General features: G+C 28.9%; 11 protein-coding genes. 2 read left to right on the forward strand and 9 right to left on the reverse strand.

The features are described from left to right. Positions 1–124: 124 nt before the first annotated feature. Together rpmH and carB are read left to right on the forward strand one after the other, a co-directional pair. Complete coding sequence (rpmH, locus tag BC961_RS11675) at positions 125–286, forward strand: 50S ribosomal protein L34 (RefSeq protein WP_007136275.1); 162 nt, start codon at positions 125–127, stop codon at positions 284–286. A 157-nt stretch (positions 287–443) separates the two neighbouring features. Continuing rightward, entirely contained in the window at positions 444–3,296 is a 2,853-nt protein-coding gene (carB, locus tag BC961_RS11680; RefSeq protein WP_121926026.1) for a carbamoyl-phosphate synthase large subunit, read from the forward strand. 51 nt (positions 3,297–3,347) lie between these two features. Here the strand turns inward: carB and BC961_RS14740 are convergent, their stop codons facing one another. From BC961_RS14740 to BC961_RS11720, 9 genes are all read right to left on the reverse strand, one after another. After that, on the reverse strand, positions 3,348–3,494 hold the full coding sequence (locus BC961_RS14740; protein WP_170151315.1) for a hypothetical protein: 147 nt from the start codon (positions 3,492–3,494) through the stop codon (positions 3,348–3,350). Beyond that, positions 3,481–4,065 (reverse strand): zeta toxin family protein, encoded by a 585-nt coding sequence (locus BC961_RS11685; RefSeq protein ID WP_121926027.1) that lies wholly within the window; start codon positions 4,063–4,065, stop codon positions 3,481–3,483. The genes BC961_RS14740 and BC961_RS11685 overlap by 14 nt, the downstream gene beginning before the upstream one ends. 649 nt (positions 4,066–4,714) lie before the next feature. After that, positions 4,715–5,323 (reverse strand): YkgJ family cysteine cluster protein, encoded by a 609-nt coding sequence (locus BC961_RS11690; RefSeq protein ID WP_121926028.1) that lies wholly within the window; start codon positions 5,321–5,323, stop codon positions 4,715–4,717. Positions 5,324–5,552: 229 nt separating this feature from the next. Then, positions 5,553–6,080, reverse strand: a complete 528-nt coding sequence (locus tag BC961_RS11695) for a hypothetical protein (RefSeq protein ID WP_121926029.1) — start codon at positions 6,078–6,080, stop codon at positions 5,553–5,555. 85 nt (positions 6,081–6,165) lie between these two features. After that, the gene (locus BC961_RS11700) at positions 6,166–7,272 is read right to left on the reverse strand and encodes a hypothetical protein (protein WP_121926030.1); all 1,107 of its coding nucleotides are present in this window, start codon (positions 7,270–7,272) and stop codon (positions 6,166–6,168) included. Further along, entirely contained in the window at positions 7,269–9,362 is a 2,094-nt protein-coding gene (gene drmB, locus BC961_RS11705; protein ID WP_121926031.1) for a DUF1998 domain-containing protein, read from the reverse strand. The genes BC961_RS11700 and drmB overlap by 4 nt, the downstream gene beginning before the upstream one ends. Before the next feature lie 4 nt (positions 9,363–9,366). After that, the gene (locus BC961_RS11710; protein WP_121926032.1) at positions 9,367–13,650 is read right to left on the reverse strand and encodes a helicase-related protein; all 4,284 of its coding nucleotides are present in this window, start codon (positions 13,648–13,650) and stop codon (positions 9,367–9,369) included. Further along, complete coding sequence (locus tag BC961_RS11715; protein WP_121926033.1) at positions 13,650–16,004, reverse strand: hypothetical protein; 2,355 nt, start codon at positions 16,002–16,004, stop codon at positions 13,650–13,652. Before BC961_RS11715 ends, BC961_RS11710 begins: the two co-directional genes overlap by 1 nt. After that, positions 15,995–17,662 (reverse strand): NERD domain-containing protein, encoded by a 1,668-nt coding sequence (locus BC961_RS11720; protein ID WP_121926034.1) that lies wholly within the window; start codon positions 17,660–17,662, stop codon positions 15,995–15,997. Before BC961_RS11720 ends, BC961_RS11715 begins: the two co-directional genes overlap by 10 nt. Positions 17,663–17,664: the final 2 nt, after the last annotated feature.

The raw sequence follows: 17,664 nt of genomic DNA on the forward strand, positions 1-17,664 counted from the left end.
ATTGAAAATATTTTTACAAAACTACTTGTGAGGAAAAAAAGTCTTTGTATATTTGCACTCGGATTTCGGGTAACAGGTATCCGAATTAAGAAAGATATAAATAAGTTTTTAAAGATACAAAGCAATGAGCAAAAGAACGTTTCAACCATCGAAAAGAAAAAGAAGAAATAAGCACGGATTTATGGACAGAATGGCTTCTGCGAATGGAAGAAAAGTTCTTGCTAGAAGAAGAGCTAAAGGAAGACATAAATTGACTGTATCTTGCGAACCAAGACACAAAAAATAATGTTTGTATAAACATAAATAAGGCGTTACTTTCTTTAGTATCGCCTTTTTTTATACCTAATCGGTACTTAAAGCCTAGGAGTCAGCGCTTAAAGCAGTAAATTGACACCGCTTTATCTGTTCAAAATATAACTACACAACACAATAATTACAATAAAATGCCAAAAGATACATCCATAAAATCAGTTTTAATAATAGGCTCAGGTCCTATTGTTATTGGTCAAGCATGCGAATTTGATTACGCAGGATCACAATCTGCTCGTTCTATTCGTGAAGAAGGAATTGAAGTTATTTTAATAAATTCGAATCCAGCAACGATTATGACCGACCCATCTATGGCCGATCATATTTACTTGAAGCCATTAACGACTAAGTCGATTATTGAAATTTTGAAAGAGCATCCTCAAATCGATTCTGTTTTGCCTACAATGGGTGGACAAACTGCTTTGAACTTGTGTCTGGAAGCAGATGAAAAAGGGATTTGGAAGGATTTTGGTGTAAAAATGATTGGTGTTGATGTAAACGCAATCAATATTACTGAAGACAGAGAGCAGTTTAAACAATTGCTTAAAAAAATAAATGTACCGTCTGCACCTGCAGAAATATGTACATCTTACCTTAGAGGTAAGGAAATTGCACAAGAATTTGGATTTCCATTAGTAATTCGTCCTTCATTTACACTTGGTGGAACTGGAGCTGCGATTGTATATAAGAAAGAAGATTTTGACGAACTTTTAACTAGAGGTTTAGAAGCATCACCTATTCATGAGGTTTTGATTGATAAAGCTTTGATGGGTTGGAAAGAATATGAGTTGGAATTGTTAAGAGATAAAAACGACAACGTAGTTATTATCTGTTCGATCGAAAATATGGATCCTATGGGAATTCATACTGGAGATTCAATCACGGTTGCACCAGCAATGACTTTATCGGATACTACTTTCCAAAAAATGCGTGATTATGCGATCTTGATGATGCGTAGCATCGGAAACTTTGCAGGAGGTTGTAACGTGCAGTTTGCCGTTTCGCCAGACGATAAAGAAGATATTGTAGCAATCGAGATTAACCCTCGTGTTTCTCGTTCTTCGGCTTTAGCCTCGAAAGCGACTGGTTATCCAATTGCAAAAATTGCTTCTAAACTAGCTTTAGGATATAATTTAGATGAATTGCAAAATCAGATTACTAAATCAACTTCGGCATTATTCGAACCAACTTTAGATTATGTGATTGTGAAAATTCCACGTTGGAACTTTGATAAATTTGAAGGTGCTGATAGAACTTTAGGGCTTCAAATGAAATCAGTAGGTGAGGTAATGGGAATTGGACGTTCGTTCCAAGAAGCATTGCACAAAGCTACTCAATCATTAGAAATTAAAAGAAATGGTCTAGGAGCTGATGGAAAAGGATATACAAACTACGAACAAATTATCGAGAAACTGACTTATGCGAGTTGGGATCGTGTTTTTGTGATTTATGATGCGATTGCGATGGGAATTCCATTGAGCCGTATTCACGAAATCACTAAAATCGATATGTGGTTCTTGAAACAATATGAAGAGCTTTACACTTTAGAGAAAGAAATTTCTAATTATAAAGTGGATACTTTGCCAAAAGAATTATTGCTAGAAGCCAAACAAAAAGGTTTTGCTGACAGACAAATTGCGCACATGATGGCTTGTCTAGAAAGCGAAGTACACAGTTTGCGTGATGTAATGAATGTGAATCGTGTATTTAAATTAGTAGATACTTGTGCAGCTGAATTTAAAGCAAAAACACCGTATTACTATTCAACTTTTGAAGCTGAAATAGAAAAAGCTGACGGAACGCGCTACGTGGATAACGAAAGTGTAGTTTCAGATAAAAAGAAAATCATTGTTCTTGGATCAGGTCCAAACAGAATTGGTCAAGGAATCGAATTTGATTATTCTTGCGTTCATGGTGTGCTTGCCGCTAAAGAATGTGGTTACGAAACGATAATGATCAACTGTAATCCAGAAACAGTTTCGACTGATTTTGATACAGCAGATAAATTGTACTTCGAGCCTGTTTATTGGGAACATATTTACGACATTATACAGCATGAAAAACCAGAAGGTGTAATCGTGCAACTTGGTGGTCAAACTGCTCTTAAATTAGCGGAAAAACTATCAAAATACGGTATAAAAATTATAGGAACTAGCTTCGATGCTTTAGATTTAGCTGAAGATAGAGGACGTTTTTCTGAATTATTAACCGAATTAAAAATTCCTTTCCCACAGTTTGGAATTGCTGAAACGGCTGATGAAGCTTCTGCATTAGCAGATACTTTAGACTTTCCTCTATTGATTCGTCCTTCTTATGTGTTGGGTGGTCAAGGAATGAAAATTGTAATCAACAAACAAGAACTAGAGGAGCACGTTATCAATTTATTGAAAACTATTCCAGGGAATAAATTACTATTAGACCACTATCTTGATGGTGCTATTGAAGCAGAAGCAGATGCAATTTGCGACGGTGAAAATGTGTACATCATAGGAATTATGGAGCACATTGAACCTTGTGGAGTACACTCTGGAGATAGTAACGCGACTTTGCCTCCTTTTAACTTAGGAGAATTTGTAATGCAGCAAATAAAAGATCATACGCATAAAATTGCTCTAGCATTAAAAACGGTTGGTTTAATCAACATTCAGTTTGCGATTAAAGATGACACCGTTTATATTATTGAAGCAAATCCTAGAGCGTCTCGTACGGTTCCTTTTATCGCAAAAGCATACGGTGAGCCTTATGTGAATTATGCAACTAAAGTAATGTTAGGTCACAATAAAGTAACTGATTTCAAATTCAATCCACAATTGAAAGGATATGCAATTAAGCAACCGGTTTTCTCTTTCAGTAAGTTCCACAATGTAAACAAAGCATTAGGACCAGAAATGAAATCAACAGGAGAAAGCATTTTATTTATCGATGACTTAAAAGACGATCAGTTCTACGAATTGTACTCTAGAAGAAAAATGTATTTAAGTAAGTAATACTTAGATTATATATATCGAAAAAGCCCCGTCTGGGGCTTTTTGCATTTATTATGGTTTTACTCTAACTATTTTATTATCCTTAAGAATGACTAGTTCACTATTTGATTTCTTTTTGAACTCGATTAATTTTTCATATACTTTGCTCATTCCATCAATTATTTTTTGTTGGTTCAGCGATCTTTTATATTCTTTCATTCCAATTTTTTTTTAAGTTATTGAATTTAATAGGACTTAAAATTTTCATTTCACTATCGAGAGATTTTTCAGCAATTAACTCCGGTACTCCAAATGAATTATCAAAAATAAGTACTTCGTCTGCAATATCAACATAAATTTCAAAAAGATTTTTAATACCGTTTTTATATCTTCTTTTTATAACGTCTGTATCGATGTTGTGACCACCTTCCAGAACTCGTGTTCTGACTCTTTCAATTGCTAGATCTACATTTTCTAACCAAAAAAACAAAAGAGTTACGTTATAGTTGTGCTTTTTTGCCTTTATAATTTTTCCTCTATAGCTTTTAGTAGCTAGAGTGGTTTCAAAAGCAAATGATTTTTCTGCATCTAGTAGTTCGTTGATTCTTTTTATCATTATTCTTCCGGCTTCAAAGGCAACTTTCTCAGGTTGAAAAGGAGATAAACCTTTGGCTATTTCATCAGCGTTTACAAATTCTTTACAGCTTAAGATATCAGGTAAAATTGTAAACGAGGCAGTTGTTTTGCCCGCTCCATTACAACCTGCTATGACGTAAAGTTTCTTGTTCATTTATCAAAGATAATTCATTTTGAGTTCTGATTAATGAATCAATTTTTATTAAAAAAATCAACAGGAGAAAGCATCTTGCTTATTGATGAATTAAAAGACGATCAGTTCTACGAATTGTACTCGATAAGAAAAATGTATTTGAGTAAGTAATACTTGGATTAAATATATTGAAAAAGCCCCGTTTGGGGCTTTTTTTGCGGGGTGAAACTATTTGATTTTGTTTTTATGGCGTATTCTAGAGTATTTTTAATCAAATAATTATTTAGAAATACTAGAACTATTTCAGGTATTTCGACTAAAGAATAGAATTTAATTTACAGGCAAACATCACCACTTAGTTTGTCACGCTGGAAGCGTCTCCACAAATATGAGCTACTTTATTGTGAAGGTTCTAACAAGGAAAATAACACCATGATTTGTTATGAACAATTAACTAATTTATCTTTTGTATTTTTACATTCTCTAATTTTTATTCACAAATTGCACAACCGTGTGATAGGGAACTGACGAAGTAATTTTCACTGAGATTGCAGTGAGAGTTTGTAAATTATGTTTTTTTCCGTCTAATTATAATACTATTTTAAATTTTTAACCATTAAGTGATTTGAGTAAAATTAAGACTTAACTAAACTTAACTTTCTTAGTGGTTTTAAGCACTATTTCCTAAACCATTTGGTAATGGTCGGTAGGCGTAATAATGCAAGACTTCTTCTATGGCTGTTGCCAAAGCTTGGTTTATAGGAAGTAGAGTAGTAGCGAGTCTATTGTCTATTTGTGACAATTGCATGTAGTAATCTGTAAATACAGGAACATAAAGTCCTTTACTAATCGCTTCCTCAGTGTTGGTGTAGTTTTCTTGCTGTCCTTCTTTTATTATTTTGCATGTGGCTAAATGGAGTTGGCCATATTTATCTTTACTCGCTGCATATCCAAAAAGTCTACAAATTAAACCTCTATGTCTATAGTCGCTACAACTTCCCATACTTCTATCAATAAAAGAATGAGGGCGGTATAAATGGCAGTTGGAATCTGATTTTTGTTGGAGTTGGAGCAACATATCTTCGGCTTCTCCATTTAAAAATAAATGAAATGCCCAAGGCAAAAACTCTAATGGCGATGCATCGATTTCTGGAGTAGAACAACACTTGCCGCATCCAGCAACACAATGTAAATGGGTTTCTGACTGGAATACTGCAATTTCTTTTTCAAGACGGTCGAATAATTCTTCAACCAATCGAACCTTGTGCTCTATAGCCATTATTTTCTTTGTAAGGTAGTTTATTCTAATCCCTTACAGATAAAATGAGGTTTTTTGTGATAATTTTATTTATGTTGGTTTTGTTTAAGTGCAGTAAATTTATTTATTATAAATTGTATTAGATTCTTTTCACCTAAAAATAATTTATATAATCCATTACCAATATCAGGAAATCCAACATTTTTATTTAAGTCGTCATGCCTATTGATTAATTTATCATTTGTTTTACTTAGATGTGTTTTAGAAGCACTCCATATATTAAAATCATCGTATTACCTGATTTAATTTTGTGTAATTTTCTTATACAAGCAATGATATCTTTATAATTTCTTGAATTAATTTCTTTTAATTTATTTTTAAAGAAAATTTCATCAAGAATTTCCAGGTTGCTCTTAAAATTATTGGTTTCAATAAGAGATTTTATCGACTTAGCATCTGCAACTTCTCCTGACTTTAATTTTGAAATATATTCTTTTATGATACTGAAATTATATGATTCACTTTTTTCAACTATAGTAAAACCCTCCTTTGTTAAAAGATCAAATGCTGGTTTGTTTGGACCACCAGAAAATTCATCAGCATGTAACTCTTTTCCAGTTGCATATCTATTTGCAATACTTATAACTAATTTAGGAGGGTAGTCTTTACCTTTATAAATTAAATCATAAGTGCTAGAAGCTCTACCTTTTCTTATTTTTGGATTAGCTTCAATTTCTTTAATCGCATCTAGAATATGTTCTTTTTCAATTTTGTCCATCTAATTTTATTTATATGTAATATTATAAATAATTATCTAATAATTTATTAATCTAAAATGTTCAAAATACATTGGAGATACTAATTCAATAAGTTCTCATTTCAAAAAAATAATTAATACGAATAAAATAATTAATTAATTTTTGACTATCATTTATACATTGCAAATAATTTTCATGAAAATAATCTATGTCATTACTATTTGGAATGTATTCATTTGAAAATCTATTCTTAATAATTTCAAAAATCAATTTTTGAATTGATTCATCTGAATCAAAATATTTCTTAAAAAGCTCTTTATTAGAAAGTTTATCATAATTAACTAAATACTTACATGATTGTTCTAGTAATAAATTAAATTCATTCAACTTTTTCCCATATCCTGGCACTTTTGAGTTTCTTAAAGTGAATTCGTTTTCTAAAAATGGAGGTAAATTAATATTAAAAAGTAAAGAGTCAAGTATCTGATATAATTCATTCAAAACTATTTTTAAATTTATTTTCAAATTTAGAAGTTCTTTTTTTAAAGTTAAAATCAAATCATTTAATAATACAATACCTTTTATCTCATTATAAGGATTTGAATATTTTGTTTTCCAAAATTTAGCGTAATGAAATAATACTAGCGTAATTTCAGATTCTGAATTATTTTCAATTAATTTCAATCCTATCCATTCGGTTAGTTTTCTTACTATTGGATTTTGGTTAACACTTTCTATAAACCAATCGTTGTTTGTTAAGTTTAATTGTTCAGTTAAAATTATTTTCGTTAAATCTTCATTATTTTTTAATGGATTTAAAATTAAAAATTTATCTTGGAAATCAATAGGTTTGTTTTTAATTAATTGTTCACCAAGTACAGATAGTAATTGTTTATTAGAATCTTCAAAGTAAATTGAGTTTAAAATTGATGAAAATTCAAAATCTTTTAATAAATCTATAACTTCTAAATAATCTCTTGTTTTATTTTGCAGCTCATTTTGAGATGAAGTAAATAAGTTAAAATCTTCACTATTTAAATTTAAATTTTCAAGTTCTTCTTCAGAGCTTTTTAAATACTCTTTTAATCTTTTTAAGGTATCTTTTTTTAAATATGTATTATAATGAAATATCTTTTGCTCTAAAGACATTCCTCTCATATCGCTATGAAACTTGATTTTAATGAAATTCTCATTTTTAGAAAAAAAACTCATTTTATTAATTCTTTAAAGAAACCGTTATTTTCATCTACTAAAATTCTTCTATCTAAATAAATGTTTCGGTGCTCACAAGATGTTTCACTTACAAGACTACATGAAAAGCATGAAGCGAAATTTAATTCAAATAAACCTTGACCATCTGATTCCCAGCATAATGGATCACTATTGCAAATAGTTGATCTTTTCATAGCGCTTAAAATGAGGTTTTTGATATTATCTGGTCTTGTCTGAGCAATCAGTCCTCCCATACTTCCTTCAGCTCCTTCAGCTGTGTATATCATGCAACCATACATTTTGTACTTTTCATCATTTGAGACATAAATTCTTTCGGATAAAGATGCTGTTGGATAACCACATTTGAATTCTAATTCTCGCATAATTAAATGAGCAAAAGTATGTACTAGATATAACTGCCAATTATTCTCTAATCCATATTTAATAGCACCTTCTGAAAAAGTATCGCTCTTTTGATTTAATTCATATAAATTTTCGTTTAATGATTCTATTCCTTTGGAATTTGAAAATTCATTAATTAGTTCTTCATTAAAAGAAAAAAAGATTCCCTCACCGTAATTTTCAACTACCGGATATACTTGAACACTATCAGGTTTAGAGCTAAAAATATTTTTCGAGCTAATATTGTCGGCATCAGAATCTACAGGAACAACTCGTGAAAAATCAAGTTGAGCGGAAGTAATTTTCATATTATCTATTCTAAGTATTCTTGAAAAATACTTCTCTAAGTTTGAACCACTAATGTTTGCAGTTACATCTTTTACTTTTAAATGCTCAACTTTATCAACATTTATTTCATCTTCATCTTTTAATGCTAAAGCTTTATATTCTTCGAAGCGATATCGTATATCTTTTTCAGAATCCTGAATCTCTTGAACTAATGAATTGTTTTGACTTTCTTCTATTAAGGAAGTCATTATGCTCTTTAACCTCATGGCTTCGTCTAAATTTTCATTATCCATAGCTAATTCGAACTCTTTTTTAAGCGTATTTAATTTTAAGGTATTATCATCTAAAAACAATTCGTCAGGCATATATATACTAGAAAGCATTCTAGAATAGTATAAATTATTTCCTGTTGTTAAGGCTACCTTCATCGCTTTCGTTGATGAACAATTTTCTAATGGAGGCATTTTAGACCTTGAGTTAGAATTACCAGAATGATATTTAAGTTCACCATTATTAGATGTTATGGCTTCCCATGGTTTGTGCCCTGGGCATTTAATTTTCACACTCATCAATCCTTTTAATGAGGTTTGTTTACCACAGCTTTCACATTTTAGCCATTTTCCATCAAAACCTGATGCGTTGGCTGTGCTTGAAGTAATTTTAATTATGGAAGTACTTGAATCTTCTGTACCACAACATGGTTGTGATTTAAATAATTCAATAGGTTTTTCAGAATTTATTTCCATAGGAGAATCGTTCCTCCATCTTAAAAATTTTGACCATGGGAAATCACTGATATGGCCATGATCACAAATTAGGACAATATTATCTTGAGTTAAATTTGATATACTATTTTCAGTATTATATTTTGGAGGAAAGAATTTTGCTCCATATTTATCATCATTTTTCTTATTTTTACACCATTCATTATACCATTCTTTGTAAAACTTGTAGTGTTTACTTTTGTCGAAAAATACTTTTGGCATAAAAGAACTATTAATTGCTAATTCATTTCCACTATTTTTAATTTTATTAGAAAAATCTTGAACAGCGATATCAGGAATAAGAACTAAATATTTTAATTCAGTTAACCCTTTTCTATTTATCAAAGACTCAAGTAATCTGGCGTCATTTGAAATACCTATATTGCCGTTTCTCTCTAGTTTTGCTTGTTTTACTACATAATCCTTTATATTCTTTTCTTTTACTCCTGTATCAACTGCATCCTTTTGAATATCCAGTATTTTTTTTAAAAACCCCCATTCTTCGATACATGAAACAATGATACTACCATATGCAGTATGTACAATTGAACCAGGGCCACCATAAGCTGATAAAAGTTTAAATTTACTTATTGCTTCATTTGCCTGTGTATTATCAAAATATTGTTTTGCTGCCATAATTTTATTGTTGAACAGTTTTTATTACTACTGAAGGGTCAATTTCTCTTAGTGAATAACCTACCTTCCAGTGATCAGGATAATTATTGTCACTTAATCTAATAAATAAAGAATTCAAATTCATATCTTTTTTATAAAAGGATAATTCAGGAATAGGCTCACTTCCTTGTAATCTTGTAAACCAATTATTTAAAAGTCTTGCAACTTTATTATTTAAATCTATCAACTCTTCCTCAGAAATAATACCATCAACACTTGATATTACATTTTGAGTTCTTGATTTTAAATAATTGTCTAGTTTAATTGCATTGGTTTCAATTTCAATAATTTGATTAGTAATTATCTCTTTGATTTGATTAATTTTAATATCGGTAATATTACTCGCATCTGCATTGTTCATTAGCATCAAAGTTTCATCATGTCTAATCATAACTGATAAAAACATTGCTAAGTATCTTTCCATTGCTTTACTTGCAAATGGGGTAACTGAAATTGGTTCTACATAACTGTAAAATTTCTCGTGAAATTCTTTAAATTTTTGATAGTGTGAAATGTCTCTAGATCTAAATGGATGATGAACAGTAAATACAATTCCTTCTTTACTTCTTGCAACCCTACTTGAAGCTTGGATATATTCTGCAATATTTCTTGGCATTGAACTTATTATCATAGTATTGAATCTTGATACATCAATTCCAACTGAAATCATATTTGTAGATATCACAAACTCTGGAGGATTATTAGAATTTAATTTTAATGTATTATCTTCATTTGAAATTAGATTCCATTTTTTTTCAATGTTTGACAGATTAGACTTTACATCTTCACCTGTCAATCTTCCTGTAAGTTCTGAATAATCAATGTTACTTTCGTTTCTAATTAGTTTATCTAAAAAGCTCCATAAGACAGTGTTTTTTGTTACAAAATTTACATCTCCAGGTAAATAATGACTTAATTGTGATTGTGTCTTACCAACATCTTTTAGACTATTAAAATAAGATAAAACAGTATGATAATAATCAAACACATCTTTATGCTCGTTTATTAACTCTGGTTTTTCAAATATTTCATCATTAGTATAACACTCCTTAAGGTATTTTAATCTATGCGTAAGTGAAATTGATGCTATCCTTAATTGCATCCAAACTTGTGTTTTTCCAACAGGTAAAATCCCTAGATATTTTCGATTTGAAATATATTTTTCATCATTATTTTCATCGATGTATCTTTCATAATATGCAAAAAATGAATCGTCCGATACTATTCCTTGTTTTGGAAATATTTCAGATCGTCTATTAAAAAGAGCAAATATTTGTTTATCTGTATTTCTTGTAGTTGCTGTAGATGTAACTATTTTAGGTTTTATACCATTTTCTGTACATAAGTAATCTATACTTTTTTCAAAAAGCCCCACAGCTGACCCTAAAGGGCCAAGTAATAGATGTAACTCATCCTGTATTATTAGTTCTGGTGGTAAAGTATCATGATTGTATCCTTTTCCAAATAATCTCCTAGAATCTTTATTTCTTTCAGAAGTATTTGTGGATACATTATTTGCTAAAGCAGCAAATTTATCTACCGTTCCAAAAAGTAGCGTAGGCGGAAATTTATAAATGTCCTCATCAAATAATCTCAGAGGCAGGCTAAAATCATCGTGAGGTCTATTTCTTCCTCTGCCTTTAAAAGTGCATGATGAGTTATTACAACAAATATTTAATTGATCATCTACTCCATAAACCATTTTTCCTTTTGGACTTGAGGTAGCAACATTATTTAATTCTTTTTCAATAAATAAATCACTACCACACCATGGACATTCAGTAAATGGCAAATTTGTACTCACTTTTTTACCAACTTGAATACAATCTCCTATTTTTTGAAGTTCTTTCTCCATGCTCGTATCATTTGAATTACCGGTTTCTTTCCATTGATTTGGCAATGAGCCAGAACCAACAAATAAACCAATTGTAATTCTCGAAACACCTAGACTATAAGAATTAGGTATTGAAAAACTATCTTTACGAATTGCTTCTAATGCGCAAATTAACATCGTTGCTCTTTGAAACTGTTGCAATGTTAACAACCTCAATGTATAACGCATTAAAACGGTTGTTCCAGTACCTCTTTCACCATTGGTAAAACGTCTATATCCAATAACGAATGCAATTATCCCTAAATAGGCTTCTGTTTTACCCCCTCCAGTTGGAAACCAAACTAAATCTGCTATCTCATTTCTTTCAGGCCAACCATTGGAAAATATGTTTTCAACAGTTTTGTCGTCCAGATCTGGTCTAACAAATGCATCAATGTTTAGTAGAATAAAAGTAATTTGAAATGAACGCCATTTATAATCATTTCCTCCAAGATTTATATTTTTATAAAATTCTTCTGTATTTGAAGTAGGAGTAAAAGGTTTCTTAATACTATGATGTAATTGCATAAACATAGCTGTATTCATTAGCCTGAATGCAGCCATTGCTTTCGAATCATTACTAAGTAATTTAATGTTCCTTACTAATCTTATATAATCTTTATCACAAGCTAATAGTTGTTTCTTTAAGAGTTCCTTTTCTTCTCCTTTAAGTAAATTTTCATTATTAAGATTCTTTTGTTTCTCTTCAATCCATATTTTGTATTCATTCACAAAATCTTTTAAACCCTCTAAAACATCACTATCCGTAACGTCGGATAAAGTTGAAAGGTATCGCATAGATAAAATAGAATCATTTTCAATTCTTGAAACTATTTTTCCATTAACAATTTTACTTGGTTTAAAATCTACTTTTGGCGTTTCTTGCTCTGGAAGAAATTCTGTTATTATAAACTTACATTTGTTAACATTACCCCAATTTACAGATGTGTTGTATCCTTCACCAAAGTCATGGAAATTTCTGTATAGTAACTTATTAAAGTTATCTTCTTCATCAAAATCTAATAATTGAGGAGGATTATATTGCTTTAGTGTATTTTCTTTAATCTCGTCAACTTTTAATTGAATACCAAAATATGCCTTTAAGTTTGCTTCATCTTTTTTGTTTAATTGAGGAGGCTCATTTTCCTTAAGAATAATATTTGCCTTATTAATCAATAATATTTTAACAAATATTTCTTCATATTTACGAATATATTGTACCGAATATATTAAATCTGAAACCTCTTTAATGTTATTATCAATAACTTGATTATTTAATCTAAATATTTTACTGGTTCCATCATGTTTTGGTAAAGAGATTAAAATGTTTTCAAAAGTTTTTGCCTCCCAAATTGGAGAAGAATTTCTTGGTTTATATACAGATTTTAAATCCGTTACATAATTTTTTAACTGATTGAATATTTCAATTTCCTTTATAAGTTTTTTATAATATGAATAATTAGATAAATCTTCTTTTAGCTTACTTTTAATATGATTAATTATGCTGTTATCATAAAGTGAAGCTACATTTTTATATTCATTACCGCTATAATTTATTGATTCTGAAATTGAATAAAACTGCAAATCATAATCACCTTTAATACCATAATATATAACACCATTTTTTTGTTTTAGTTCGACTATTTCTGTTTTGAAAATATCACCTATAGTTTTTAAAAGAGTTGCTTGGAAATAATTATTTAAATGAATATAATCTACATCATAAATATTATTCTTATTAATTTCTTGATTAAGACATATAAAAAGGTTGTTATTTTTTCTAATTGATGTAAATAAGGGTTTAAAGTAATTCTCAATTGCAATTTCAATTTCATTATCATATTCAGAAACTAAACAAGATAGTTTACTGCTGAAACATTCCTTTTTATTTATATTATGATATTTTCTAAATGAAACACTCACGGTCAAATCATCTTGCAAATTAGTTTCTTTACCTACAACAAATGAGAGACCAAATGAATTGGGATAGTTCTGCTGTTTACTAACTAAACTTTCCTCAGTATTGTCAATATTTCTATCATCATCTCCACCCTTTTCTATATCCTCTGTATCTGGATTTTCTCCATCAATATCCGATTCTGAAAATTTCTCTTTGAGTTGTGTTTCCGTTCCTTTTGATACCCTTGTTTCAGGAAAAAGAATTGCAGAACTATATTGATAAGCTGGAACCTCAGCTAAAATCTCACTCTTGTTATCAATTGCATTTATATTTTTGACTTTAAAGTCAATTCCGTTGAATTCACTTGTATCCCATTTCTCTAAAAAGAAAAAACGGTTGTTAAAAGCACCAGGTCCAATTATCTGCTCACGAACAAATAACTCAAGACTTTTTCTTTTTTTTCTAAAATCATTCATCAATTTAAAATTTTTATTTCTTTTACTTCTTGAAAATTTATTTCATTTGTCATAGAAGATAGAATTGATTTTGCTATTTCTTTTGTGTTAATTTCTTCATCGTTTTCGAATATTGAAATATTATTTTCAATATATATAGAAGCTTTTGATATTAAATCTGGGTTTTCAATTTCATTTAAATAATTATTTTGCAAACACAAATCATATATTTGTTTGTATATTTTTTTTATTTCATTCAAATGTTTTCTTCCATAATGGGCAACCCATGCTTGAAACATATCATTTGAATTAATTCCTAAAAATTCGCAAATAATTTTCCAGTGCTCTTTCTTCTTTGGAAGAATAAATTTATCCAAACTAAAGTCATTTGAATTAATTACATATTTTTGGTTAAAATATTTACTATGGATATATTCTAAGCCTAATTTCTCTAGCGTATTATAGACTTTGTCATACTTTGATAATTGTATTTGAAATTCGATTACTGTATCAGGTACTTTACTTAATTTGTCTACTAATTTATCCCTACTTATTGCGGAACTGACTTCTCTTTGTACTATAAAATCATCACCAATATTTAATTGAGAAATACAACTTGAAATAAGAGTATTTTTTCTAATTAAAATAGTAGTATTTCCTTTTTCAACATATTCTATACCTTGAATGGTATGTATTAAATACTCCTTGTTATCACTTTCTTTTTTTACTTTGTTATTGAACTCGATTTCTTCATCATTATAAAAAATAATATCCTCACCTTCAATATTTACATTTTCAATTTCAATTTCAATATTCTCTTGCTTGTATTTCTTTCTGTAATTTATTATATCTTTTTTTATATTTTGAATTAATTCTAACTTTGATTTTTGATATTTTTCTTTGTTATTAAAAAATTGAGAATCAATATCTTCTCTAATAGAATTCAATAATGGCTCGTACTGATAATTTAAAATATGGTATTTTATCCAAGGCTGATAATTAAAATATATGAAATCAGGAATTATTACATTAAAATCAGATTTTTTTGAAAGTATATTGACTAGATTAATAATGTTAAAGGCATCTAATAATAATATATTTTTTTCATTGAGGTAGTAATCAATTTCGTTTTTATCAATAAAAAGTACCCTACTATTTAAATCATGTAAATAGTGTTTAAATGAATTTAATGATTTCTCTAGTTTTTTCTTTCGAGTCCCTTTTATATCAGGTAACAATAGTACTGGTTTTTTTATGTCATTAATTAATTGTTTACCCCAGTCCAATTCATGTAATAAATAAATTATTTTTTTTATTTCATTAATTATTGGTTTTTCCGCAACAATAGGATAGTCAATTTTAAACATTTCAAACCAGTCCTCTTTTGGGAGTGATGGATTAATGAACAAAAACCAATATTTTGGGAATGGATTAGTAAATTTATTAAATTCATATTCATTCCAATGGACTTTAAAACTACTTAAAATTTCAAATATTTCTAAATTATGATTAGTCTCAAATATTTTAAAATCAGGAATTAATACAGGTAAGTTAGTATTGTTAGGTTTAATCTCCTCTGGTAATAAAATAATATCATGCTCTTGTAAATTATTGTAACAGAAGCGAGAATTAATATTTAAATCAAATTTCTTTTTTCCAATATTTGACAGGTAATCATGAATATTTTTGTGATAAGGATACTTTAGTGTAATAAGATTTACAATGTCTTGTTTGCAAGTTTCATCTTCATATTCAATAACTTCTTCTAAAGACATATCAGAATTATATTTTAAAGTATTAAAAAGAATATACTCATAATGTCTAATTTGTTCTCCAGTATGAATTGATAGACATAAATCAAAATTAAAATCAATTAAAATTGGATGATTTATCAATCTTTGATTACTTATGTTTTTAAATAATTTAAATGTATTATTTGTGATACGCCAATGGGAATTTTCAATTTGTTCTTTACGAAATATTGGCAAAAATCTATTTGTTCCAACTATTATATTATCTGACCATATCAAGAAATTACCAGACTTTTTCACAAAGTCAATTGTTGATTTTCCAGAACTAAAATTATTCCTTTTTGTATTATAATCAAAGATGTTTAAGAGACAAGTACCTTCAAGATTCGAAACTGGATTCTTTTTTAAAAGTCTATAGGTAAGTGAAAATAGACGAACGTAATCGTAAATTATATTTAATAACTTTTCATCATAACTAGGTAAGTAAAGAGTTAATTTTTCTTGGCTTGATATCAAAAAATTATAATACCATTTACCAATCACTTCCAGAATATAAGGTCTATTATCTTGAATTTCTAAAGTCTCAAGAACCACATCATGAATTTTATTAAATATTACTTCCATAATATAATTTTAAGCGAATTCATTGCTCTAGTTGCTCCAATATAATTTTGAACTTTGGTACTGTCATTTAATTCCTTAGTAATTAAATAAACCGATTCGTTTTCTAAACCTCTGTATTTAATGGGACTGCTATATCTAACTTTATTTGAAGAAATATTAATGTTGGCTTCTGTTAATTCTTCAATATCTCTATAAAAGAATTCACTTACTATTTTTGTAAAATCTTCAATTAAATTGCTATGTATTAGTATGATTTTTTCCGAACTTGTAAAATTTACATCATTTAAAATAAAGCTAAATAATTCTAACTTTTGCTTTAAATCATCAACACAAATCAAGCTGCTTTTATACTTGTTTTTTATTTTTCCATATTCATTATACAATAAGCAATTTGAAATTTCTCCTATTTCTATATTTTGGGCGCAACGATAATTCTCATCAAAATAATAGTGTGTATATCCAATTTCAATAAAGAAATCTGTATACCAAGCTAATTCCTTCAGATTAGATGCAATTGCTTGATCAGGGTCATATAAAACTAAAATCTTAGGTTTGCCTAATTTTGAATTTAATTTCTCGATGAAATCATATAATCCTTTATCAAAGTATTCCTGTGCCTCATCAAATATTAAAAAATCTATATCCGATGCAACACTTTCTTGCGTTACTACATCCGAAAATATTCTAAAATTTATGTTGTTAGGGTCTAATTGATAATCATTAAGGATAATATGTTCTAATTTGGATCTAATTAATTTATTTGCGCAATAAACAATGCCTTTTTGTTGTTTTAATAATTTTTCAGCTAAAAACTTTATTGCCAGTGCCGTTTTTCCAGTACCAGGAGCTCCTTGTATTATAACATTTTTGTTGCGACTTAAACCTTTTAAAACTTCATAGTTTTCTTTTAAAATTAATTCAGTATTTATTCTATCAGGATTATAACCGTAAGTGGTTTGAGTTGGGAAAAGTTCAGATTTTAATCGTTTTAATTCTTTTGAACTCAAATCAGGATATTGCTCGTAAGCTTTTTTTGAAATAGCTTCGGCACTTAAATTAGGGAATAGTTCCCTTACCGTTCTAATTCTTGCTTTTCTTCCTAATTCGTTAATAAACTTGAAAAAAATATTTTGAATTGCTCTTTCATCCAAACCAGTAATATCTGCTTTTGAAAAGAATATATCTCTATAACCAATTAACTGAGGACTTTTTAAAATGAAACCAGCTTCGTGTGGAAGAACTACTGCTCGGTAAACAAAAACAGAAGAGTCAATCAGTTTTTTAAAAGTATGGACATATTCTTTAGCTTGAGTAAATGGATTTTGAGTTTCATATTCTTTACCTTCACCTGAAGAGAAATAGCAATCATTTTCGTCAACTCTTAGACCGCCACCTTTTACTTCAATTATTAACAAACCTTGTTTAGAAAGTAAAAGAAAATCAACTTGCCCTTCAACTTTTCTTTTGCTAGACGGATGAGTTGATAAATTATAGTTATGCTTAAAATACCAAATTTCATCCTCAACAAATTTATTTTTATTAAAGGAAAGAAATTGTTCATATAACCAAAGTTCACCAAATAGGGTATATCCATCTTGATTAATAATGATAGCTTCTAAATTTTTTTTAGCATAATTATCAATAAAATGTATTGGCATAT

This window comes from Flavobacterium weaverense (assembly GCF_003688495.1).
Lineage (GTDB): Bacteria > Bacteroidota > Bacteroidia > Flavobacteriales > Flavobacteriaceae > Flavobacterium > Flavobacterium weaverense.

Excerpts from the sequence above, each read along its gene's own strand:
- BC961_RS11695 (WP_121926029.1), bottom strand. The coding sequence starts at position 6,080 with ATGGACAAAATTGAAAAAGAACATATTCTAGATGCGATTAAAGAAATT.
- BC961_RS11690 (WP_121926028.1), bottom strand. The coding sequence starts at position 5,323 with ATGGCTATAGAGCACAAGGTTCGATTGGTTGAAGAATTATTCGACCGT.
- BC961_RS14740 (WP_170151315.1), bottom strand. The coding sequence starts at position 3,494 with ATGAAAGAATATAAAAGATCGCTGAACCAACAAAAAATAATTGATGGA.
- BC961_RS11700 (WP_121926030.1), bottom strand. The coding sequence starts at position 7,272 with ATGAGTTTTTTTTCTAAAAATGAGAATTTCATTAAAATCAAGTTTCAT.
- rpmH (WP_007136275.1), top strand. The coding sequence starts at position 125 with ATGAGCAAAAGAACGTTTCAACCATCGAAAAGAAAAAGAAGAAATAAG.
- carB (WP_121926026.1), top strand. The coding sequence starts at position 444 with ATGCCAAAAGATACATCCATAAAATCAGTTTTAATAATAGGCTCAGGT.
- BC961_RS11710 (WP_121926032.1), bottom strand. The coding sequence starts at position 13,650 with ATGAATGATTTTAGAAAAAAAAGAAAAAGTCTTGAGTTATTTGTTCGT.
- BC961_RS11685 (WP_121926027.1), bottom strand. The coding sequence starts at position 4,065 with ATGAACAAGAAACTTTACGTCATAGCAGGTTGTAATGGAGCGGGCAAA.
- BC961_RS11715 (WP_121926033.1), bottom strand. The coding sequence starts at position 16,004 with ATGGAAGTAATATTTAATAAAATTCATGATGTGGTTCTTGAGACTTTA.
- drmB (WP_121926031.1), bottom strand. The coding sequence starts at position 9,362 with ATGGCAGCAAAACAATATTTTGATAATACACAGGCAAATGAAGCAATA.
- BC961_RS11720 (WP_121926034.1), bottom strand. The coding sequence starts at position 17,662 with ATGCCAATACATTTTATTGATAATTATGCTAAAAAAAATTTAGAAGCT.